General features: G+C 70.6%; 18 protein-coding genes and 1 pseudogene. 11 read left to right on the forward strand and 8 right to left on the reverse strand.

What is annotated here, in order from left to right; all coding sequences use genetic code 11:
* Positions 1 to 25 precede the first annotated feature (25 nt).
* Positions 26 to 763, forward strand: coding sequence for a class I SAM-dependent methyltransferase (locus E1258_RS06545; RefSeq protein ID WP_243715240.1), 738 nt, complete (start codon positions 26 to 28; stop codon positions 761 to 763).
* Entirely contained in the window at positions 760 to 2,046 is a 1,287-nt protein-coding gene (locus tag E1258_RS06550; protein ID WP_132397756.1) for a glycosyltransferase family 2 protein, read from the forward strand. Before E1258_RS06545 ends, E1258_RS06550 begins: the two co-directional genes overlap by 4 nt.
* A gap of 600 nt (positions 2,047 to 2,646) precedes the next feature.
* Here the strand turns inward: E1258_RS06550 and E1258_RS06555 are convergent.
* Both E1258_RS06555 and E1258_RS06560 read right to left on the reverse strand, forming a co-directional pair.
* Positions 2,647 to 3,306 carry a response regulator transcription factor gene (locus E1258_RS06555; RefSeq protein ID WP_207919448.1) on the reverse strand — a complete coding sequence of 220 codons (660 nt, stop codon included), beginning with the start codon at positions 3,304 to 3,306 and terminating at the stop codon, positions 2,647 to 2,649.
* Positions 3,303 to 4,535, reverse strand: a complete 1,233-nt coding sequence (locus E1258_RS06560; protein ID WP_132397758.1) for a sensor histidine kinase — start codon at positions 4,533 to 4,535, stop codon at positions 3,303 to 3,305. The genes E1258_RS06555 and E1258_RS06560 overlap by 4 nt, the downstream gene beginning before the upstream one ends.
* Before the next feature lie 110 nt (positions 4,536 to 4,645).
* Between E1258_RS06560 and E1258_RS06565 the strand changes: the two genes are divergently transcribed.
* Both E1258_RS06565 and E1258_RS06570 read left to right on the forward strand, forming a co-directional pair.
* Positions 4,646 to 5,398 (forward strand): ABC transporter ATP-binding protein, encoded by a 753-nt coding sequence (locus E1258_RS06565; RefSeq protein ID WP_243715241.1) that lies wholly within the window; start codon positions 4,646 to 4,648, stop codon positions 5,396 to 5,398.
* The gene (locus E1258_RS06570; RefSeq protein WP_132397762.1) at positions 5,395 to 7,941 is read left to right on the forward strand and encodes an ABC transporter permease; all 2,547 of its coding nucleotides are present in this window, start codon (positions 5,395 to 5,397) and stop codon (positions 7,939 to 7,941) included. Before E1258_RS06565 ends, E1258_RS06570 begins: the two co-directional genes overlap by 4 nt.
* 101 nt (positions 7,942 to 8,042) lie before the next feature.
* Here E1258_RS06570 and E1258_RS34480 read toward each other — a convergent pair.
* The 3 genes and pseudogenes from E1258_RS34480 to E1258_RS06585 all read right to left on the reverse strand — a co-directional run.
* Positions 8,043 to 8,414, reverse strand: a pseudogene (locus E1258_RS34480) (IS701 family transposase); the annotation flags it as partial.
* A gap of 318 nt (positions 8,415 to 8,732) precedes the next feature.
* Positions 8,733 to 10,178, reverse strand: a complete 1,446-nt coding sequence (locus tag E1258_RS06580) for a hypothetical protein (protein ID WP_207919449.1) — start codon at positions 10,176 to 10,178, stop codon at positions 8,733 to 8,735.
* Between the two features lie 213 nt (positions 10,179 to 10,391).
* On the reverse strand, positions 10,392 to 10,913 hold the full coding sequence (locus tag E1258_RS06585; RefSeq protein WP_132397764.1) for a hypothetical protein: 522 nt from the start codon (positions 10,911 to 10,913) through the stop codon (positions 10,392 to 10,394).
* A gap of 733 nt (positions 10,914 to 11,646) precedes the next feature.
* Here E1258_RS06585 and E1258_RS06590 point away from each other — a divergent pair.
* Entirely contained in the window at positions 11,647 to 11,994 is a 348-nt protein-coding gene (locus tag E1258_RS06590) for an ArsR/SmtB family transcription factor (RefSeq protein WP_371688577.1), read from the forward strand.
* A 43-nt stretch (positions 11,995 to 12,037) separates the two neighbouring features.
* On the opposite strand, the gene E1258_RS33125 is transcribed toward E1258_RS06590, so the two are convergent.
* Both E1258_RS33125 and E1258_RS06595 read right to left on the reverse strand, forming a co-directional pair.
* Positions 12,038 to 12,190, reverse strand: a complete 153-nt coding sequence (locus E1258_RS33125) for a hypothetical protein (protein ID WP_165949667.1) — start codon at positions 12,188 to 12,190, stop codon at positions 12,038 to 12,040.
* The gene (locus tag E1258_RS06595) at positions 12,187 to 12,534 is read right to left on the reverse strand and encodes a hypothetical protein (RefSeq protein ID WP_132397766.1); all 348 of its coding nucleotides are present in this window, start codon (positions 12,532 to 12,534) and stop codon (positions 12,187 to 12,189) included. The genes E1258_RS33125 and E1258_RS06595 overlap by 4 nt, the downstream gene beginning before the upstream one ends.
* Before the next feature lie 235 nt (positions 12,535 to 12,769).
* On the opposite strand from E1258_RS06595, the gene E1258_RS06600 reads away from it, so the two are divergent.
* The 6 genes from E1258_RS06600 (at position 12,770) to E1258_RS06625 (ending at position 20,364) form a co-directional block, all read left to right on the forward strand.
* The gene (locus tag E1258_RS06600) at positions 12,770 to 15,562 is read left to right on the forward strand and encodes a sialidase family protein (protein WP_132397768.1); all 2,793 of its coding nucleotides are present in this window, start codon (positions 12,770 to 12,772) and stop codon (positions 15,560 to 15,562) included.
* 25 nt (positions 15,563 to 15,587) lie between these two features.
* A complete protein-coding gene (locus E1258_RS06605; RefSeq protein WP_132397770.1) occupies positions 15,588 to 16,439 on the forward strand; it encodes a carbohydrate ABC transporter permease in 852 nt (283 codons plus the stop codon).
* On the forward strand, positions 16,436 to 17,767 hold the full coding sequence (locus E1258_RS06610; RefSeq protein WP_132397772.1) for a sugar ABC transporter substrate-binding protein: 1,332 nt from the start codon (positions 16,436 to 16,438) through the stop codon (positions 17,765 to 17,767). Before E1258_RS06605 ends, E1258_RS06610 begins: the two co-directional genes overlap by 4 nt.
* Positions 17,764 to 18,798: an ABC transporter ATP-binding protein gene (locus E1258_RS06615; protein ID WP_132397774.1), complete on the forward strand. Its 1,035-nt coding sequence runs from the start codon at positions 17,764 to 17,766 to the stop codon at positions 18,796 to 18,798. Before E1258_RS06610 ends, E1258_RS06615 begins: the two co-directional genes overlap by 4 nt.
* A gap of 151 nt (positions 18,799 to 18,949) precedes the next feature.
* Positions 18,950 to 19,819, forward strand: coding sequence for a carbohydrate ABC transporter permease (locus E1258_RS06620; RefSeq protein WP_132397788.1), 870 nt, complete (start codon positions 18,950 to 18,952; stop codon positions 19,817 to 19,819).
* Between the two features lie 53 nt (positions 19,820 to 19,872).
* Entirely contained in the window at positions 19,873 to 20,364 is a 492-nt protein-coding gene (locus tag E1258_RS06625) for a hypothetical protein (protein ID WP_132397776.1), read from the forward strand.
* A 568-nt stretch (positions 20,365 to 20,932) separates the two neighbouring features.
* Here the strand turns inward: E1258_RS06625 and E1258_RS06630 are convergent.
* Positions 20,933 to 21,886 carry an NAD(P)-dependent alcohol dehydrogenase gene (locus E1258_RS06630; protein ID WP_132397778.1) on the reverse strand — a complete coding sequence of 318 codons (954 nt, stop codon included), beginning with the start codon at positions 21,884 to 21,886 and terminating at the stop codon, positions 20,933 to 20,935.
* Between the last annotated feature and the right edge of the window lie 169 nt (positions 21,887 to 22,055).

Raw genomic sequence — 22,055 nt, forward strand, 5'->3', positions numbered from 1 at the left:
GACCATCGTCGTGCGGGAGGCAGAGTTGTCGTTTGACGCGAGCGCCTACGGGCGGTACGTGGCCGACGTGTATGACGAGACCTACGCGTATCTGACTCCGGACAGCGCCGTGGAGGTCCTGGCCGAGCTGGCCGACGGCGGGCCGGTCTGCGAGTTCGGCATCGGCACCGGTCGCCTGGCGCTTCCACTGGTTGAACGCGGCCTGACGGTCGCCGGCATCGAGGGTTCTCCCGACATGGTGGCGGGCCTGCGGAGCAAGGCGGGTGGCGACCGGATCGACGTGGCGGTGGGGGATTTCACCCACACCCGCGTACCCGGCGACTTCGCGTTGGTCCTCCTCGCCTTCAACACCGTCTTCGCGCTGCCCGACCAGGCCGCGCAGGTGGCCTGCTTCCGCAACGCGGCCGCCCACCTGCGTCCCGGCGGTCGGTTCGTGGTCGAGGCCTGGGTGCCGGACCCGGCGGCGTTCCGCAACGGCTCGGCGCTGCGCCCGGTACGGGTCGCGGAGGACGTGGTCCTGCTGGAGGCGGCGCTCCTGCACCCCGCCGAGCAGAGGATGACCACCACCAAGGTCCGGCTGACCGCGGGCGGGGTCCACCTGTTGCCGGCGAACCACCGGTACGCCTGGCCGGCGGAGCTGGACCTGATGGCCGAGCTGGCCGGGCTGCGCCGCGAGCACCGGTGGGCCGGTTGGACGCGCCTGCCGTTCGGCGACGACAGCCGGGAACACGTTAGCGTCTACCGCCGGGCGGATTCGGCATGACCGGCGCCCCCGCCCGGCCGCGACCGATGCCGATGTCGTACGTGCTGCCGATCCGGCGAATGGACGACAGCGACCCGGAGCAGTTGACCGACTACCTGCGCTGGCTCGCCGCCCGGGTGGAGGTGATCGTGGTGGACGGGTCACCGCCCGAGGTCTTCGCCCGCCACCACCGGCGGTGGCATCCGCTGGTCCGGCACCTGCCGCCCGACCCGAGCCTGTCCGGCCGCAACGGCAAGGTGCTCGGCGTGCTGACCGGTGTGCCGGCGGCCACGCACGAGGACGTGGTGATCGCCGACGACGACGTCCGCTACGACGAGGACGGACTGCGCGAGGTCCGGCGTCTTTTGCGACGGGCGGACCTGGTGCAACCCCAGAACTACTTCGACCCGCTTCCCTGGCACGCCTACTGGGACACCGGGCGGATACTGCTCAACCGGGCGATCGGCGCGGACTTTCCCGGAACCCTCGCGGTGCGGCGCGGCGTCTTCCTCGCCGCCGGTGGCTACGACCCCGACGTCCTCTTCGAGAACCTTGAGCTGATCCGGACCGTGCGAGCCTTCGGCGGCAGCGTGGCGGCCCCCGCCGGGCTGTACGTCCGGCGCCTGCCTCCCACCACGAGACACTTCGCCTCCCAGCGCGTTCGCCAGGCGTACGACGAACTCGCCCAGCCGGTGCGGCTGGTGGCCGCGCTGCTCGTGCTGCCCGGGGTGGCGGCGGCGGTCGCCGCCCGGCGTCCGGGGCTGCTGACCGCGGCTGCGGCGGCGGTCATCGCAGTGGCCGAGACCGGCCGGCGCAAGGCCGGTGGTCCGGTGGTCTTTCCGCCGGCCACCGCGGTGCTGGCGCCCCTGTGGTTGATCGAGCGCGGCGTGTGCAGCTGGCTCGCGGTCGCCCAGGGCGTGTTCTGCGGTGGCGTGCGCTACGCCGGCGGGCGGCTCGGCCGCGCCGCCCACTCCACGCGGACCCTGCGGCGGCGGCTCGCTGCATCGGTTGCTGGATCGCCTAGGATCGGCCTGCCAAGGCTGCCAGGGGGTCGCACGGGAGTGGATGTGGCGGATTCGGCAGTTCGCGCGCAGTCGGCCAACCCTGGCGATCGTGGTCAAGCCGTTTCTGGCAGAGAAATCCCCCATGATGAGTGGGTGGTCCTTGGTGACCAGATAGATGAGGGGTTCCAGCGTCTATTCATCGGTGTGGAGCGAAACCCTCTGCTGCGTTCATCTGCGGATATATTGTCGGCGACTCTCGATGTGGCAAAAGGCTCTCTGGGAGATCGTGAGGGGCAATAAGGCCCGAGTCGCGAAGCTGCTTGTTTTCGGCTTTCCACGTTATGGCCACGGCTCGTGTCACGGTCCACCGATGCCCTCAATCTTGCAACTCAGCTCTCGGGCGGTGATGCTTTGCGCCGCCGCGATAGCCGGACGGCTCGCATCCGGTCCGCAAGAGGTTCACGGGCAGCGGGGGAGCAGTCGGCCACGACTGTCCGCCACGTGCGCCGGGTTCTGATCAAGGCTTTGAAGGACCTCGGCACCAGCATTGAGGGTGTGCGCCAGCCCAAAAAGGCGCAGCGGAACGATCGGGGGTCTGGTCGTCTCGGTGTGCGAAGCACACCGCGAAGCGCAACTGGCGGAGAAGGCCGAACGTCTGCACCCGGCTGCCGAAACGGTGGGTCAGCGCATGTGTTCAGGGCGTACGCCGATGCCGGCCAGCCGGGCGGGGAGGGCTCAGCGCCGACCCGACCGCCGTGCTCAACACGTACCGGCCGGCGGGTGTCGTCAACTACCTGGCCCGGCTCGCGGGGCAGCGGTTCGACGGAGCCTTCCCGCTGACCACGCTGTCACCTTGTTGTAAGTCGACCTGGGTCAGGAGCCGGTATGTCGAGGCTCTCGTCAGCCGCGCAGGTACGCGAGCACGGCTCGGACCCGGCGATGGTCGTCTTCGTCGGGGTGCAGGTCCAGCTTGATCAGCACGTTCCCGATGTGTTTGGCCACTGCCGTTTCGGTGACGAACAGGGCGCGCGCGATCGCGGCGTTTGACCGGCCCTCTGCCACGAGGCCGAGGACCTCGCGCTCTCGGGGGGTGAGCCTGGTCAGCGGATCGCGGCGCCGGCGCAGCAGTTGGCGTACGACCTCGGTGTCGACCACTGTGTGGCCGTCGACGACGCGGTCGAGCGCCTCGACGAACTCGGCTGCCTCGCCGATACGGTCCTTGAGCAAATAGCCGATGCCGGCCGTGCCGGGGCGGGCGGATTCCAGTAGTTCCGCCGCGTACGTCTGCTCGACGTACTGACTCACCACGAGGATCGGCAGGCGGGGATCGTCTCGACGTAAGCGCAACGCGGCCTGCAACCCCTCGTCGGTGAAAGTGGGCGGCATCCGTACGTCGGTGACGACCACGTCCGGCCGGTGCTCGCGTACCGCATGGACGAGGGCGTCGGCGTCCGCTACGGCGTCCGCTACCCGATGCCCGAACCGGGTGATCAGACTGATGATCCCCTCGCGGGTGAGCACGTCGTCCTCCGCGACGATCACCCGCCGGTCGCCGGTCATCGCACCACCCCGGCGAACTCGGCCTGCACGAGCGTCGGCCCACCCGGCGGGCTGGACAGCGACATCGTTCCTCCGACGGCCGCGACCCGGTCAGCCAGTCCGGTGAGTCCGGTCCCGGCCCGCTGATCCGCACCACCCACCCCGTCGTCGCTGATTCGCAGGATCAGCCGGTCACCGTGCAGGCCCGCGGTGACAGCGGCCCGACCGGCCCGGCTGTGTCGGGCGATGTTGGTCAGCGCTTCGCTGACCACGAAGTATGCGGTGACCTCGATGGAGGGCGGAAGCCGGCCGGGCAGCCGGACGTCGACGTCGACCGGCACCGGCGAGCGTCCGGCGAGGTCGTGCAGCGCCGCGGCGAGCCCGCGGTCGGTGAGCACCTGCGGGTGCACGCCGCGGATGAGCTCACGCAGTTCGCTCAGTGCCCGCTGGGCCAGCTCTTGCGCCTTGACCAGCGGGTCGTGCGCCGGCGACCCGGCTAGTACCTCCAGCCGGGCGAGGCCGAGGTAGACGTTGAGAGCCACGAGCCGCTGCTGTGCGCCGTCGTGCAGGTCGCGTTCGATGCGGCGGCGTTCCCCTTCGAACGCGTCCACCAACCGTGCCCGCGACCGGGTCACCTCGACCAGCCGCTCACCGAGCCGGTCCGACTCCCGAGGCTCGAGCAGCGCCCGTGCCATCGCGGCCCGAGCGCCGGCCCAGGCGGTCAGTACGTACGGTGCCGCGGCCAGTAGCCCTACGCCCATCATCCCCGATATCAGGGTTGCCAGAGGTGGTCTGTCCCGCTCGTGGAGTGGGCTGAGCACGGCGACTGTGGGATAGCCCACCATGCATGCCAGGACGACGGCGTCGAGCCAGCACAGGACGGTGGTCGAGATGCCGGTGAAGCCGATCTCGCGCCAGGTGACCTGCTCGTTTAGCCGTACCCGAAGGGCATGCCGCCAGCCTCGCCGGTGGAGCGGCCGGTGCGCGTCCGGCAACGGCACGTTGTCGACCAGGCGCAGTCGCCGCCGCTCCAGCAGGCCGAAGACGATCGCGCCCGCGACCAGCGTCGACACCGCGGCCAACAGCACCGGCAGCGGTTCCTCGATGCCGTACCGCATCAGAAGGAGGATCGCCGGCACGCTGGGCAGCGCGCCGACGGCCAGGTAGAGCGCCGACCGCCAGGGCCACGAACTGCCCACCAGCTGCATCGGGGGCAGCGACAGCGCCTCCAAGGCGGTACGGACCGGCATGTCGGCCCACGCTACCGGCGTGGGGCCGGCGGCACGGTATAGCTGGCTACACCTTCGGGACCCCAGCTGGGGACAGTGCGGGCGGCGCGGACGGCCGCTTGGCTGAGGGCGTGACGACAAAAAACGAACCGGCCGTGCAGGCCGAGAACGTGTGGAAGGTGTACGGCACGGGCGCCGCCGAGGTGACCGCGCTGCGAGACGTCAGCGTGGCATTGGCGCGCGGCCAGCTCACGGCCGTGATGGGCCCGTCCGGGTCCGGCAAGTCGACGCTGATGCACTGCCTGGCCGGGCTCGACGCGGTGACGAGCGGCGAGACACGCGTCGGTGACACCCGGGTCAGTGGGCTGCGCGACGCCGAGCTGACCCGTCTGCGCCGGGAGCGGATCGGGTTCATCTTTCAGCAATTCAACCTGGTGCCCACGCTCACCGCCCGGGAGAACATCCTGCTCCCCCTCGCGATCGCCGGCCGCAAACCTGAGCCGGACTGGTTCGACACCGTGGTGGACACGATCGGCCTGCGTGACCGTCTCGGCCACCGGCCGGCCGAGCTCTCCGGCGGCCAGCAGCAACGCGTCGCCTGCGCCCGGGCCCTGATCAACCGGCCGGAGGTGGTCTTCGCCGACGAGCCCACCGGCAACCTCGACTCCCGCTCCGGCACGGAGGTGCTCGGCTTCCTCAGCCGGTCGGTCCGCGAATTCGGCCGGACGATCGTGATGGTCACCCACGACCCCGCTGCCGCCGCGTACGCCGACCGGGTGGTGTTCCTCCTCGACGGCACGGTCGTCGAGGACCTGGCCGCGCCGACCACCGACGCCGTACTCGAGACGATGAAGCGCCTGGACACCCGGGGAGCGGCCCGATGATCCGGGTGACCCTCGCCGGCCTGCGCTCGCGCCGGCTCCGGCTGCTGCTATCGGCGCTGGCGGTCGTCCTGGGCGTGACGTTCATGTCGGCGGCCCTCGTGGTCACCGACACCCTCAATGCGTCGCTGCGTGGCCTGTACGCCGGCCTGCACTCCGACACCGAGGTTCAGGTGACGGCGAAACAGGTGCTGCCCGGAATCGGCGAGGATTCCGCCACCACGCCGGTGCCGGCCGACCTGGTCCAACGGGTCGCCGCAGTCGGGGGCGTGGCCACGGCGACCGGCGTGGTAAGCGAGGATGGGGCCCGGCTGGTCGGTGCCGATGGCAAAGTGGTCCGGACCAGCTTCAACCGGCCCCGGCTGGGCACCAACTGGACCGGTGAGCGCGGCTCGGTCCGGCTGCGGGCCGGCCGCGCACCGGCCGCGCCCGGCGAGATCGCGATCAACGCGGCGCTCGCCCTGGCCGCCGACGCGCAGCTCGGCGACCGGGTGGGGGTGCTCACCCAGCGTCCGAAGCAGACGTTCGCCGTGGTCGGCGTCATCGGCTACCGCGGTGACCGGGACAGCGTGGGCGGCGCCCACGAAGTCGCCTTTCACGAGTCGGTCGCGGCCGAACTCATGCTCGGCCGCCCGGATGTGTACTCCGCGGTGGATGTCCGGGCCGAACCCGGCGTCACCCCCGAGGTCCTGCGGGATCGGCTCCGCGGCGCGCTGGGCGACGACGTCGTCGTACGTACCGGCGACGAACTGCGCGCGGCCCAGTCCGAGTCGGCGCGGGAGGACTTGGCCACCATCACCCAGATCCTGCTGGCCGTGGCCGGGATCGCCCTGTTCGTCGGCGTCTTCCTTATTCTCAACACGTTCTCGATTCTGCTCGCCCAGCGGACACGGGAACTTGCCCTGCTGCGGGCGCTGGGCGCGCGCCGCCGACAGTTGATCGGCTCAGTGCTGGTGGAGGCGGCACTGGTCGGGCTCGCCGCCTCGGCGGCCGGCGCCGTCCTCGGCGTGGGCATCGCCGTATCACTGCCCCGGCTGGCCAGGGACACCGCCATGGGCGATCTGGGCCTTGGCGCGGTGACCGTGCCGCCGCTCGCGGTGCTCACCTCCATCGCGCTCGGCGCGGCGGTCACCGTCGTCGCGGCCGTTGGACCTGCGTTACGGGCGTCCCGTATCCCACCGGTGGCGGCGTTGCGTGAGGTTTCCGCATCCGATCGGCCGCTCACCAAGCTGACCGTGACCGGGGCCGTGATCGGCGTCGTCGGCGTCGCCCTGCTCGTCCTCGCGTTCGCCGACGGCACCGACGACATCGCTCTGGGCACCGTCCTCGGCGGCGTCCTGGCGAGCTTCGTCGGAGCGGCACCGCTCACCCCGTTCATCGCCCGGCCCACGGTGCCTCTGATCGGCCGTTTGTTCGCCTGGTCGGTGCCCGGACGGCTGGGACGGCTCAACGCCGGCCGCAATCCGCGCCGTACCGCGAGCACCGCGGCGGCGCTGATGGTCGGCATCGCCGTGGTCACCGCAGTGGGCATCGTGCTCACCTCGGCCACCGTGAGCCTGCGGCGCACGGGTGCCGACCACTTCCGGGCCGACCTCATCCTCACCGAACCGACGAGCACCGAGCGCCCGCAGACCTTCGACCCGGCAATCCTCGACCGGATCCGGGCAGTGCCGGGCGTCGCGGCCGTTGCCGGCATCTACGACGACGTCGCCATGACAGCCCGTGGCCGGACCGGCATCGTCGCGGTCGACGACATCGCGGCCTGGCGGTCGACTATCAAGGTCGAACATGTGGCCGGCACTCTCGGCCCCCTCGAGCCCGACGAGATCCTCACGGACTCCGACACCGCCGCTGACCTCGGTTTGCAGATCGGCTCCCCGGTTGAGATCTCGTTCGCCAGGGGCCGCAGCCGCACCTTCACCCTCGCCGGCACCTACCGCAGCGACTGGTCCAGCGGCTGGCTCATGCCGGCCTCGGTGGTGCCGGACCTTTCCCGGCAGCAGCCCTCCACCGGACTGGTCCGGCTGGCGCCCGGCGCGTCCGAGGCCGACGTACACGCTCGGGTGAGCGCGCTGCTGGCAGACAGTCCCGAAACGGTGGTCACCGACCCCGACGGGTTCGTCGACAACGTCACCGGCGTCTTCGGCACCGTTCTGGCGCTGCTGCAGGTTCTGCTCGGCATCGCCATGCTGATCGCGGCGTTCGGCGTGGTCAACACACTGGCCCTGTCGGTGCTCGAACGCACCCGGGAACTCGGACTGCTGCGCGCGGTCGGTCTCAGCCGCGGCCAGACGGTGCGAATGGTCGCTGTGGAGGCAATGGCGATCTCCATCTTCGGCACGCTGCTCGGCATCGCCGTCGGGACGGGACTCGGCGCTGCGGTCGCGCGAGCGCTGCGCGGCGAAGGCATCACCGAGCTGGCGTTGCCCTGGGCCCTCCTCGCCGCGTACCTGGCATCGGGCGTGGTGATCGGCGTGCTGGCCGCGGCGCTACCGGCCGTCCGGGCCGCCCGCACGGACGTCCTGCGGGCCATCGCGTACGACTGATAGTGCTTTGTTGGGTTGGGACGAGTTGGTGGCAGAGGGGGCAGAACCCGAGCCAGGTCGCGAGTAGGTACTGCAGTTCGCGGAGGACGGCGTACAGGCTTAGTTCTGCCCCGTCGCTTTGGGAGTGTCAACCGTAGTCGGGTGAGGAGGAGTTGGGCGGCCGTGGCGAGGGTGACGTGGCGGTGCCAGCCGATCCAGCAGCGGCCTTCGAAGGGGTCGAGTCCGAGGGTAGTAGTCGGTGGGTTCGTGCTGGCCGGGGGCCATTGCACGAGCAGCCAGCATTCGGGCAGGACACCGTCCTGGCCGCGGTGGGGTCCGCGTCGGATCACTCGGCCGGCGGGACGCACCCGCAGGGCGAGGAAGCGCCCGGACAGTTCACCGACGGGCCGGCCGGGGGTGCGGTCGGGTGTGGGTAGCCGGGCACGCCAACGCACCAGACGTGTCGCGTCGGCGCCGTGGGCGAGGGCGAGGTCTCCGACGACTACGGACCATCGGATGTCTCTCGGGTTCCGAAGGGCAGGCGGCCAAGACCTGTCGGGCCGCGCTATGGGCGGTACGGGACCCACCGATGCCCTTGCCATCGATGGCGATCCCCAGCCCCGTACCTGTCGCGGGGCTGCGGGTGATCAGCCACGCGACCATCACCGCACCTACGGTCGTGCTTCGCGCCGCGCTGCGCACTCCGACCGCCTCCCGCGGGCCCTTGAGCGCGGGAGGCGGACAGGGACAGCTCCGGCCGGCCAGCGGGGGACATCCGGACATGACCACCGGGCACCGCGTTCGGGCGGTGGTCAGTTCGGTGATCCCGGCGCCCGCTTCGGCAGGTACAGCGTCCACCCGGAGCTGCTGAGGTCTCGTACCGGTACTCGATGCCAGTCCTCGGCCCAGTCGGGCGGGGCGGTCTCCTTGGTGAGCAGGGCGAAGGGCCCGGCCGCGGCGGCCTCCCGCAGTTCCGCGGTGCTCGCGTTGCGGTTGTTTCCTCGGTCCTCCAGGGCCCGGCAGCCCGTGTAGTAGGCGACGGGGATGGCCTCGTGGCCGGAGATCACGCACGGCGGGCGCACGCCGTTCGATCGCAACGCTCGCGCAATGCTCGTCCAGTCTTCGCGGCCCCTGAGCTGCTGCGACACGACATGACGGAGGATGCCGGCCTGGATGACGAGGTGGCCGGCGAAGCCCACCGCGACCAGGGCGGCGAGCCATCGCCGCCAGCTGCCGGAGGCCGCGGCGAGCAGTGCGGCGAGGCCGGACGCGGCGGGGACGAGCGCCAACGCGTAGGTCGGGAGCAGGAATCGGGGTGCCGAGTAGCTGATCAGGAACAGGTAGGGAACGGCCATCGAGGCGGCGACCAGCAGGGGTAGCCATGCCGTCGACGCCGTGCCTGCCCGGCGGGCCACCCGGACGCCGAGGGGCGCCAGCACCACCAGCGCACCCCACCACAGCGCGGCCGGCCAGCGCAGCGGACTGTCGCACGGCCGGCAGAGGATCGGCCCGTCCAGGGTGCTGATCACGTGCCACAGCGAGAACTGGAGGCTTGTTCCGCCCTGCACGTGGCCAGCCTGCTGGATGCGTTCCAGGATCCCGCCGTACCGCAGCTCGGCCTCGACCGCCCACGGAACGCCGCCCGCCGCGAGGCCCACGACCACCGACGCGGCCAGCCGCCACCGCCGAAACGCCCGCACGGCGAGCGTCACGCCGATCAGGGGGAGTCCGAGCCAGAAGGCGTCGGCCGGACGCATCAACGCGGCCACCGCGAGCGCCGCGACCAGCCCGAGGTACGCCCCGAGCGCGGCCCGTTCGCTTCCGGCGAGCAGGAAACACCCGACCGCAGCGACCGCCGCCATGGCGGTGTAGTGGTTAGGCATCGCCGCGTTGGCGTAGAACAGGGCGATCCACAGGCTCGCGTACAGGCCGGCCGCCAGCGCGGCGCTGCCAGAGCGGTGGGTCACTCGGGACCACACCCAGAACGCGAGCCCGAGCGACACCGCGGCGGTGACGGTGAGGAACAACCGGAGCACGACTGTGGAGTCGAGCCACGAGGCGACCGGCCACACGAGCAGGGTCACGCCGCGGGCGCGGGGAGCGCTCATGAACGCCGCCGGCGCTCGGGTGCCGTGCTGGCTCACGTAGACAACCTCGTCCCAGCCGAGACCGAGGGTCACCGGCACGGCGATCAGGGAGGCAGCGGCGAAGGTCACGCACACCGCCACCAAAGGTCGTACGCCGGTCCAAGAGATCACACGAACGCCTTGCACGAGTCATGCCAGGCGCGTCGCCCAACAGCGCCGCCTGCTATTTGTAGGGCGTCAACGAGAGCACCCACGAGGAAGTCATGGACAGCGCGGGGAGCACCCGTCCCGTGATCGCGGCCGGCGGTTGATGGGCACCGAGGGCGACTCGGGTGGGCGCCGCCGGCGCCTACATCGTGAACAGACGCCCGCCGGGAGGGACCGCTACGGGGCGAGGTGCTGGCCATGGGCGAGGTTCTTGGATGGCGTCGGGTCGAAGCCGCCGGGTTCGGCGCTTTCGCGTTCGCACTCGTCCCACTCGATCCGCCCGGCGAGTTCGGCGTTGACGGCGGCTTCGGCGGCGGCTTCGGCGGCTTGGAAGGCGTCCTTGCGGGTGCTCGCGGTGACCTCGATGAGCAGGGGTAGGACGAGGCGGGCCTGCCAACGGTGGGGCAGCAGGGGCAGGTCCAAGATCCGCAGGAGGGTGTTGGCGGTGTGGACGTCGACGTGACGATCACTGACGGCGTCGAGCAGCGCCTGACGAACCTGGTGCCGGCACTGGGTCAAGACGTCGGAGGCGGCCGCACCCATTTGCAGCGCGGTGTGGGTTCCTCGCGGATAGGACTGGACCTGGGAGGGGGTGTTGGTACGCCAGCCCATCGGGTCCGGCTTGCTGGGATATATAGCGTGCGGCCGGACAGATTCCATGGGCGGCCGTTGCGGCGTGATCGCTTCGAGTGTGGTCATCCTGGTTCTCCTCGCTGAAGGAGCGGCCGCCGGGTCGCCTGCCGCGCCGTTCTGAGAGGCGGTGCAGGGTGTGTCGATGGTCCGGCTGACCGGGACCGGGGTGACGGTCAGCCAGCCGCCGGTAGCCGCCGACGTGGCCGCCGCAGCGTGGTGATCAGCCCTCGCTTCCGGATCAGGCCCCCCGTTAGCGCGGCGTCATTGACCGGCCTGAAGAACTGACCCTCGATCCACCAGCCTCAACGACCGCCCACCCGGCGGGTGACGTACGGCCGGCCGGCTCCGCCCCGCCCCTGAGCTAGCCGGCCGGGCGCTGTTGCGTTGTCGGATCGATGGACGCGCCGATCTGCGTCAGCGGAGCATCGGTCAGATCGCTCGGGCCAGTTCAGTGAACGCGGCGGACACCCGAGTCGCGGGTGGTCCGAGTTCTAGTTGTAGTGCCCGCGTCGCTCGCCGTCAGACCATCCATCGGTGGGCTTCGACCCGAGGCCCTGCGGATCGTTCAAGGGCAGCTCTCGCCATCGCATCGGCGCTGGGCTGAGCGCTGGGCGGCCAGCCTGTGGAGGTTCTGCTGTTCTGTGGCGACCGGGAACCTCGGCACCACCCTCGAGCCGCAGAACGCCGACCCGGCGACACGGTGTGGACGGCCATCCGTGACGTCGGCGTGATCCGTCCCTCGTTTTGCCCGCCTTGTGGCGGTGTTGCTGCGACGATGCAGGGCGTGGGATCAACGAACATGACGACGCCTGCCATCTCGCCCCTTGCCGGCGAGCCAATCGACCGCGCCGACGCCGAGCGGCTCGCGGGAGTGCTGAAGGCTCTTGCCGACCCGGCTCGCCTGCGTCTGCTCAGCCTGATCCAGTCGTCTCCGCAGGGCGAGGCTTCGGTGAGTGACCTCACCGCGCCGCTCGGGCTGTCCCAGCCGACCGTGAGCCATCACCTTCGGATCCTCACCGGGGCCGGCCTCCTCGAACGGGACAAGCGCGGCGTGTGGGCGTACTACCGCCTGGTGCCCTCCGCGATCGCGGGTATCGCCGAACTGTTGACGCCGCCCCGCAAGCGGACAACGAAGAAGACCCGCTGACCAGCACTGCCGAAGAACGGCGTCGTGCCGCCTGACCCCGGCACTAACCGGTGCACGCCGATCGATACGCGTCCGACGTCGGGACGTCGCGGCCGGTGGGGAACGCGGTGCCGGCGACGCTGGGGCCCAGTCGTGGGTCGGTGCCGGTGCGCCACTTGGCGGCCAGTTGCGGCACCGCCGCCAGCGCCTCGGTCACCCTGCCGTCCTCGGCCGCTGCCAGCTCCCGTGCAGCCGTGGATCGGCGACCGCCGCGGCCTGCTCCAGCTCGGCCGGGCTGAACTGCGGCTGCACCTCGATGCGAATCCGGGTGGTCGTCAGCGCCAGAACCGCCCGCGCCGGCGCGCGCAGCTGATCTTCATTCGCATCCATGTTGGGCTTGTTGAAATCGGCGAGCCAGCCGGGCCAGATCGTCCCGATCACCACCGCCGGCCGCTGCCCCGCCAGCAGCCGCCGGAGCACCTGCTCGGTCAGCGCGTCGCTGCCGGTGAGGAAGTTCTGCAGCTCGTCGAGCCCCCGCCACCGTGCGGCGCAGGTCCACACCGGTGTCGAGCAGCTCCTGCATCGAACAGCGGTGCTGTGGGCGCGGTTGTCGACCGCAAGGCGGCCGTCGATGGGCTGTCTGTAGTCAGGCGTGCGGGCAGCCCTGCGCGGACTTTGATGCGCTTGTGGGATTGTCCTTGATCCTGATCTCTGACATCCTCCTGCGTGGACGCTGCCGCGACGGTCGCCAATCCAGGCACCGCGCTGCGGCGACGCCTTCGGCGGAGGGACCCTCGTGAAGCGCAGACGTCGCCATCTCCTTGCATGCCTTGCGATCGGTGCTCTGGTGGCATCGACCGGTTTAGTCGGTATCCACTTCGCTGGCGCCGAGGCGCCAGCCACCGCCGCGATTGGCGACGGTGAGATGCCCGGTGGGCTCGGCGCCCATCTAGAGCGCCTGCGGCAGGCTGCTCCCGGCAACGACGGCATGTCGCCGGACGGACCCGGTGGCGCCGCCCAGCAGGAGTTCCTGGAGCGCGCCTATCCGGCCAACGCGATCACCATCGCCCAGCTCGACCGGTCCAAGGCGGCCTACGCGGCCGCCGAGAAGCGCTTCCGCGGCGGCCAACGGTGGACCAACGTCGGGCCGAGCGAGGCGGTTTACCCGTTCACCGAGTATCGCGACGCGTTCAGCTACGTGCCCAACGAGTACGTCGCAGGCGGCAGGGTCACCTCAATCGACATCAGCCCGGACTGCAGCGAGCTGCTCTGCCGGGCGTACGTCACCCCGGCCGGCGGCGGTGTCTGGGGCACCCTGAACATCCTCGCCGCCGAGCCCAAGTGGTTCTACCGCGGCGGTCCGCTGGGCATCAACGCCGCCGGCTCGGTGAAGATTGACCGCAACGACCCCACCGGCCTGACCATCTACGTCGGCACCGGCGAGGCGAACACCTGCGGCTCCGGCTGCGTCGGCGGCGTCGGCCTGTACCGATCGACCGACGGTGGCCTGACCTGGTCCGGCCCGTTGGGCAAGGATGTGTTGGCGGGCAAGGGCATCGGCGAGATCACCGTCAAGCCCGGTGACCCCAAGACGCTCTACGTGGCCACCACCACCGCCCTGCGCGGCATGTCCAGCTCCTGCTGCACCGGGGGCACCAGGCCGGTGCCGGACGCCGAGAAGTGGGGCCTGTACAAGTCCACCGACGGTGGCAAGCGCTGGAAGTTCATCCACAACGGCTCGGCGGACGCCAGCGAGTGCACCGGCAGCATGGCCGAGTACAACAACACCACCTCCTGCTCGCCACGGGGTGTGCGCTACGTCAAGCTCGACCCGAAGAACGCGAACGTCCTCTACGCCTCCTCCTATGCCCGAGGCGTGTGGCGCTCCTCCGACGCCGGTGCGACGTGGACGCAGATTAAGCCGTCGCTCAACGCCGCGGTGTTCCAGACGCGCGCGGCGATCGACGTGACCACCCTGCCGGGTGGCAAGACCCGGATGTACGTCTACGAGGGCAACATCGGCAACCCGTACTCGCGGCTGTTCCGCAGCGACGACGTGGCCACCGGCAACCCGACGTTCACCGATCTGAGCAGCGCGAACCCGGCCGACCCGGGCTTTGCCACCTACAACCAGTGCACCGGCCAGTGCTGGTACGACGTGTTCGTGCACACCCCCGAGGGACACCCGGACATCGTCTACACCGGCGGCAGCTACGTCTACGGGGAGACCGTGGCCCACAAGCGGGCTGTGGTCCTCTCCACCGACGCCGGGGTCAGCGGCACCGACATGACCTACGACGGTACCGACGAGCTGCACCCCAACGGCCTGCACCCCGACCAGCACGCGCTGATCACCAACCCACGTAACCCGTACCAGTTCTTCGAGGCCAACGACGGCGGCGTCATGCGCTCCAGCGGCGAGTTCGTCGACCGGTCGTCCTGGTGCGACAACCCCGGCCGCAACCTGACCACGCAGGCGCAGAAGGACCGTTGCAAGCAGATGCTGGCGAGGATTCCCTCCAAGCTGGAGGGCATCAACAAGGGCATGAACACGCTGCAGTTCATCAGTCTGTCGGTCAGCCCGCACAACGCGAACCTGCTGCAGGGCGGTACCCAGGACAACGGCACCTGGGAGAACAAGGGCGAGCGCCGCCGCTGGGTCAACACCATGATCGGCGACGGCGGCGCCTCCGGCTGGGATGTCGGCAAGCCGGAGTTCCGGTTCCACACCTTTTTCGACGTCTCGCCCGAGGTGAACTTCGGCAACGGTGACGTCGGCAGCTGGATCTGGACCGCCGACCCGATCTACGGCCAACCCGGCAGCCTGTTCTACGCCCCGGTGATCAGCGACCCGAAGGTCAGCGGCACCATGTTCGCCGGCACCGGACTGTCGGTGTACCGCACGAAGACCTTCGGCCTGGGTGGCCGCAGCCTGGCCGAGGCCGACCGGATCTGCAACTCGTGGACCGGCACGTACGAGGCGCAGTGCGGCGACTGGGAGCCGCTGGGTACCACCAACCTGACCGGCGCCGCGTGGGGCGACCGGGCCGGCGGCGCTGTCTCGGTCATCCAGCGGGTCGACTCGGACACCTCCACCGCATGGGCGGGCACCAGCACCGGCCGGGTCTTCGTGACCCGCAACGCCGACGCCGAGCCGGCCTCCGCGGTGACCTGGACCCGCGTCGACACCGCCACCACGCCGAACCGGTTCGTCACCAGCGTCCACATCGACCCGGCTGACCCGGCCCGGGCGTGGATCTCCTACAGCGGTTTCAACTCCAACACCCCGGCCACCGTCGGGCACGCGTTCGAGGTGAGGGCCACCGGCAGCGGGGCGACCTGGACCGACCGGTCGTACAACGTCGGCGACCAGCCGATCACCGACCTGGTCCGGGACGACGTCACCGGCGACCTGTACGCCTCCACTGATTTCGGTGTGCTGCGGCTGGCCAACGGCAGCACCTCCTGGGCGAAGGCGGCCGGCGGCATGCCGAACGTCGAGGTCGCCGGGCTGACCATCGTGCCGGGCAAGCGGATCCTCTACGCCGCCTCACACGGCCTCGGTGCCTGGCAGTTCAAGCTCAAGTAGGGAACGGACCATCGGCAACATCCCGGTGAGGGGCCGCAACCGCGGCCCCTCACCGCTGCCCGAGCGGGCCGCCCGGCTGTGGCGTTCCCTCGGCGCGGCCTTCGTCATCCTGGTGTTCGTGCCACCGCTGCTCTTGCTGGTCTCCGGTTCCCTCACCGAGCCGGGCCTACCGCCGTCACCCACTCCGCAGTTGGTGCCCGACCCGCTCTCCACCACCGGCTACGAACGCGCCCTCGACCTGGGCGGCCTGCTGCGCGCCTCGCTCAACTCGGTGCTCGTCGCCGTCGTGGCGGTGCCGCTGAGCGTGCTTGTCGCCTCGCTGGCCGGATTCGCTCTGGCCCGGCTCGCCCCACGGACCACCGCCGTGGTGGTCGCGGCCTCCCTGGTCGCGCTCATGGTGCCGCCGACGGCGCTGCTCGTGCCGCGCTTCGCGATCTTCCGCTTCCTGGGGCTGACCGACACTCTCGTCCCTCTGATAGCTCCGGCCCTGCTGGGCACCTCACCGCTCTACGTCCTGGTCTACTACCTCGCCTTCCGGGCGCTGCCGGCAGACCTGTACGACGCCTGCCAGGTCGAGGACCTGTCACCGGTACGCACCTGGTGGCAGGTCGCGCTGCCGCTCGTGCGCCCGGTGACCGCCGGTCTCACCGCGCTGACCTTCATCTTGACCTGGTCGAACTTCCTCGACCCGCTGATCTACGTCTACGATCGCGATCTGTTCACCCTGCCGCTGGCACTGCGGTCGCTGTCGCTGCTGGACCTCACCAACTTCCCGGTCTTCCTGGCGGGGGCGGTGATCGCCACGCTTCCCGCGCTGGGCGTCTTCGTCCTGGCGCAGCGGCGCTTCCTGCACGACCATTCTGATCCGAGGGGATGACCACCGTGAGACCGAAGTCCCTGCTTGCCGCGGCGCTGTGTGGCGCGCTCGCCGTCACCGGCTGCGGCTCCGGCGTCGGGTCGCCCTCACAGGAGCAGATCAAGCTGCTGGTCTTCGGCGCCCCCGAGGAACTGGCCGCGTACCGCACGCTGGTCGACGCGTACGAGGCGGCCCGGCCCGGCGGGCGGGTCCAGTTGGTCGAGGCCAGCGACCGTAAGGACCTGCTGGCCCGGCTGGCCACCTCCGTCGCCGGAGGTGCGCCGCCGGACGTGTTCCTGATGAACTACCGCTTCTACGGCCAGTTCGCGGCCAAGGGCGTGGTCGAGCCGCTCGACGAGCGCATCGCCGCCTCCGACGCGGTCGACCCGGCCGACTACTACCCAGTGGCGATGGACGCGTTCAAATGGCACGACCAGCAACTCTGCCTGCCGCAGAACGTCTCCAGCCTCGTCGTCTACTACAACCGCACGCTGTTCGCTAGGTACGGCGTACCGGAACCCAAACCCGGCTGGACCTGGAACGACCTGGTCGGTACCGCCACCGCGATGACCCGTGACGGCCGCGGCCTGGTCATCAAGGGCACCGAGGCGGAGGGCGCCGCCCGGCTGCCCGCCGTGCACGGCCTCGGCGTCGAGCCGTCGATCATCCGGCTCGCGCCGCTGGTGTGGTCCAACGGCGGCGAGATCGTCGACGACCCCGTCCGGCCCACCCGGCTAGCCCTGGACAGCCCCGCCGCTCGGGAGGCGCTGAAGAACCTCGTCGATCTGCGGCTGGCGTACGGCGCGGTGCCCAGCGACGCGGAGGTGGAGGCGGAGGACGACGAGTCCCGCTTTCTCAACGGCCGGCTCGCCATGCTGATGACCTCCCGGCGGGCCACCACCAACTTCCGCACCATCACCGGCTTCGACTGGGACGTCGCCCCGCTTCCGGTCTACCAGCGGCCGGTCGGGGTGCTGCACTCCGACGCGTACTGCATGACCCGGGGGTCGAGGAACAAGGACGCCGCCTGGCGGTTCATGGAGTACGCCATGTCGGCGGACGGGCAGAAGATCATCGCGGCGACTGGCCGTACAGTACCGTCGCACATCGAGACGTCCCGCTCTCCGGCCTTCCTCGACCCGAACCTGCCGCCGCGCAACTCCCAGATCTTCCTCGACGCCATCCCCACCGTCCGGGCGCTGCCCACCGTCTCCACCTGGCCGGAGATCGAGGACCTCAGCTACGGCATTTTGGAGAACGCCATGCACCGCGGTGACCGGCTCGACGACGTCATCCGTGAACTGGACGCCAAGAGCCGGCCGGTGTTCGCGCGAGGGGAGAACGGGTGAGCGGGGCCGGACTGGTCCTCGACGGTGTCAGTGCCGCATATCGCACCGAGACGGTCCTGCACGAGGTCGACCTTGCCGTCGCCCGCGGCGAGCTGCTGGTCGTGCTCGGTCCGTCCGGCGCCGGCAAGTCGACCGTGCTGCGAGTCGCGGCGGGACTGGAGCCGGTAACGGCCGGGCGGGTGCGCATCGCCGGCCGCGACGTCACCGACCAGCGGCCCGGCCTGCGCAACGTCTCCATGGTCTTCCAGTCGTACGCGCTGTTCCCGCACCTGACCGTCGCCGAGAACATCGCCTTCGGGCTTGAGGTGCGCGACACTCCGCACAGGGTGGCCCGCGAACGGGCCCGGGCGGCGGCCGAGACGGTCGGCTGCGCCGGGTTGCTCGATCGCCGGCCCGGGCAACTCTCCGGCGGCGAGCGCCAGCGGGTCGCCCTGGCCCGGGCGCTGGTGCGGGAGCCGGACGTGTTCCTGCTCGACGAGCCGTTGTCCAACCTGGACCTGGCGCTGCGGGTGGAGATGCGCGCCGAACTGCGGGCCCTGCATGACCGTCTCGGTGCCACGATGGTCCACGTCACCCACGACCAGACCGAGGCGCTGGTGCTCGCCGACCGGATCGCCGTGCTGCGCGATGGCCGCATCGAGCAGGTGGGCACCCCGGAGGAGATCTGGCGGACGCCCGCCACGGTCTTCGTGGCCCGGTTCGTTGGCTCCCCGGCGATGAACCTGCTGCCGGCAGGCAGCCCGTTGCTGCCCACCGGCGACCCACCGGCCCTGCCCGTCGAGGCGCAGATCGGTTTCCGGCCCGAGGCGGTCAACCTCGACACCGGCCACGGCGCTCCCGCCACCGTCGACCGGGTCGAGGTGGTCGGCGAGGACGCCTACGTGTACCTCACCCTCGAAGGGGGGCATCCGGTGGTCGCCCGGGTGCCCACCCCCCGCCGTCCCGACCGAGGTGCCGCGGTACGCGTCGGCGTGCGCTGGACCGACACGCACGTCTTCGACGCCACCTCCGGCCGCCGGTTGGCGCCGTGAGCGTGCGGAACCAGTCGGGTCCGGCAGCCACGCGGCCGCGAACAGGAGCTGACACGTGAGCGCGGGGAGCGAGGCAGGCCCGCGAGCTCCGGGAACAGGAGCCGGCAGCCCCGCCGGGCCCGACGCGCGCTCGCGGCGGCAACTGGCGTTGATGCTCGCGCCGTACCTGGCCGGCCTGGTCGGGCTGGTGCTGCTGCCGGCCCTGGTCACCCTTGCCCTGGCGTTCACCCACTACGATTTGGTGCGCCCACCGGCCTGGGCCGGCGTCGACAACTTCACCGCGCTGGTCGAGGATCCGATCTTCCGCATCGCGTTGACCAACACCCTGGTGTTCGCGGTGGTGGCCGTGCCGCTGCGGGTGCTGATCGCGCTCGGCCTGGCGTTGCTGCTGCACCGCCGCACCCCCGGGGCGGGCACCGCCCGCGCGGCGGCGCTGCTGCCCACCGCGGTGCCCGAGATCGCGTACGGCCTGCTCTGGCTGTGGTTGCTCAATCCCCTGTACGGTCCCATCAACCAGGTGCTCCGCGTCGGTGGGGAGAACGGGCTGACCGCGCTGGGGCGCACTCCGCCGCAGTGGCTCACGGACCCAACCGATGCCCGGGCCGCGATCATCCTGGTCAGCCTGTTCACCATGGGGGAGACCTTCGTGGTGCTGCTGGCCGCGCGTCGGGCGCTGCCCAGGGACGTCTACGAGATGGCCGCGATCGAGGATGCCACCGGCTGGGACGTGTTCCGCCGGATCACCCTGCCGCTGATGGCGCCGGTCCTGGCCCTGTTGGCGCTCCGCGACGCCATCGCCAGCCTGCATTTCACGTTCGTGCCGGCGTTCGTGGTGACCGACGGTGGCCCGCCCCCGTACGCCACCACCTACCTGTCGCTGTTTGTGTATCAGACCGGTTTCGAGTACCTGCGCTACGGCTACGCGGCGGCGGCCACGCTGGTGATGATGGTGCTTACCCTGGCCGCGGTGCTGGTGCAGTGGCGGTTGGTCCGCCGCTACCGACGCTTCTACCCGCGCTAGCGGGGAACCGCGGCGGATGACGGTGCGTCCCACATCACGGAGGTGTGCTGTCCATGCGTCGAGCGTCGATAGTGCTGACCGCGGTCGGGGTGCTGGTGCTGATGACCGCCTGCGGTCTGGGGGGCGACCCCGGGCCGCGGCCGGCCGTCCCACCGACCGGTCCACCGCCGCCGAGCAAGGCGTCGACCATCGAGCCCCCGCCCGCTGGCGGCTCCGGCGTCGCGCCGCCGACCAACCCGGGTGGGTCGGCCGGGCGGCCCTCGCCGCGCCGCACGGGTGTCGCGCCGCCCCCGCCATCCGGCGGGAATATCCCGGGCGGACTGCCGTGGGGCGGGCGTACCCTCACCGGCGCCGTGGAACGCTCGGGCGGGTGCACCACGCTGTTGGTCGGGACGCGGCGCTGGGCGTTGACCGGTGAGGCGGCCGAGGCACTGAACCCGGGCGACCGGGTCACCGTGCACGGCGCACTGGTCCCCCGGCCGGCCGCCTGCGCCGACCGCGACCTGGCCCAGACTGTCGCTGTCGCTCGCGTCGATCCGGCCTGACCCACCCAGAGGTGCTCGGCGGGCCCGATGACGGATGTGCGGGTCACCCAGCCAGCTACGGACGGCCAGTGTCCGTCGAATCTGCGCTTTTCGGGGCTGATCAGTCAGCAGCAGGTGGCCGAGGCGGCCGGACAAGCGGTGAGAGGGCCGCATGGCACGAGCGCCGCGTCGCGTGATACGGCAAGGCTTTCCCGCCGCGCCCCGGTCGGCGGCATGAGTGCGCATTGCCACCGGAGTCTCGTGGATGCCCTGAAGGTGCGTGACGGTGTCTGTGCTGTTTCGGCGTAGGTTCACCGGGTGACCGTGTACGACATCGCCGCCAGGCTGCCGTCCATCGATGTGCTGCGGGACCGCTGTAGGGCACTCGCTGTGCTGGAGCGCATCAGGCTTTGAACCCGGAGGCAACCGTTGCCAGGCTGCATGAGGACATCGCCGCGGTTGGATACCCGATCGCGGGGGCGTGACGTCAGGCCCACACTGGATCGCCTCGGCAGCACGTTGATCGCTCATCGGCTATCCGGTCAGTCGGCCAGACCGCTCGACTCGCGGCATGTGCGGATGTCGCTGGTCAGTTGACGGTCACGATGACTTTTCCGAGTGCGCGTCCCTCTCCGACGTGGGCCAACGCCTCGGGCACCTGATCGAGGGTGAAGGATCGGTCTATGTGGATGGTGAGGTTGCCCGTGGCGCAGAGGTCGGCCACCGGTGCGAAATGCGTCGGCCCTTCCTTGACGGCGAGCACGCCCAGGCGGCGGTGGGTGAGCCGGCCGGCCGCGGCACCGATCGTCAGTACGCGCAGCAGCGCCGAGACCGATCCGCCGACGCACCGGTAACGGCCGCCGGGGGTCAGTGCCCGGCGGTAGGCGAACACCGACCGGTGCGCGACCAGGTCGAGGATGAGATCGTACGGGCCGCTGCGGGTGAAGTCCTGGCTGCGGTAGTCGATCACCTTGTCCGCGCCGACCGATCGCATGAAGTCGAGCTTGCCGGCGTTGTCGACGCCGGTCACCTCGGCGCCGAGCTGCTTGGCGAGCTGAATGGCGAATGCGCCCGATCCTCCGCCGGCACCGTTGATCAGGACCCGTTTCCCGGCTGCGGCGCCTTTGGTCCCCTGCCACGCGATGACGCCCGCCTGCGGGATCGCTGAGGCCTCGGCGAAGGTAAGGGCGGCGGGCTTGTGGGTCAGAACCGACTCGGGAGCGATCGCGTACTCGGCGAAGCCGCCCTTGAGCATGAGGTTGTCGCCATACACCTCGTCACCGGGCCGGAACCGGGTGACGGCCGGGCCGACCGCATCGACCCGACCGGCGATGTCCGAGCCGAGTGTCCGGCGTGCCGGTGAGCGTAGCCCACCGATACGTGAATACAGCGGTGAGCCTTGCAGGGTCTCCCAATCGCTCAGGTTGACCGAGGTCGCCGCGATCTTGACGAGCACCTGCCGGGCAGTAGGAGACGGCTTGGGGACGTTCTCGATCCGCAACACATCCGGGGGCCCGTACCGGTCGTACACGATCGCTCTCATCCACGTACTCCTAGCCCTTCATCAAGGCAGCCCGGCCGCAGACGTCCAAGGCCTGCCGGCAACGGCTTCTTGGTAGCACACAGAGACGAGGCTCTGCTTCGTTCGGTTCGCAAAGCACGAGCGGATGTTTGTGGTGTTGTGGTGGGCCGGCTCGTGGTGGGTGGGCTGC

It is taken from the genome of Micromonospora sp. KC207 (genome assembly GCF_004348615.1).
In the GTDB taxonomy this organism is placed as follows: domain Bacteria; phylum Actinomycetota; class Actinomycetes; order Mycobacteriales; family Micromonosporaceae; genus Micromonospora.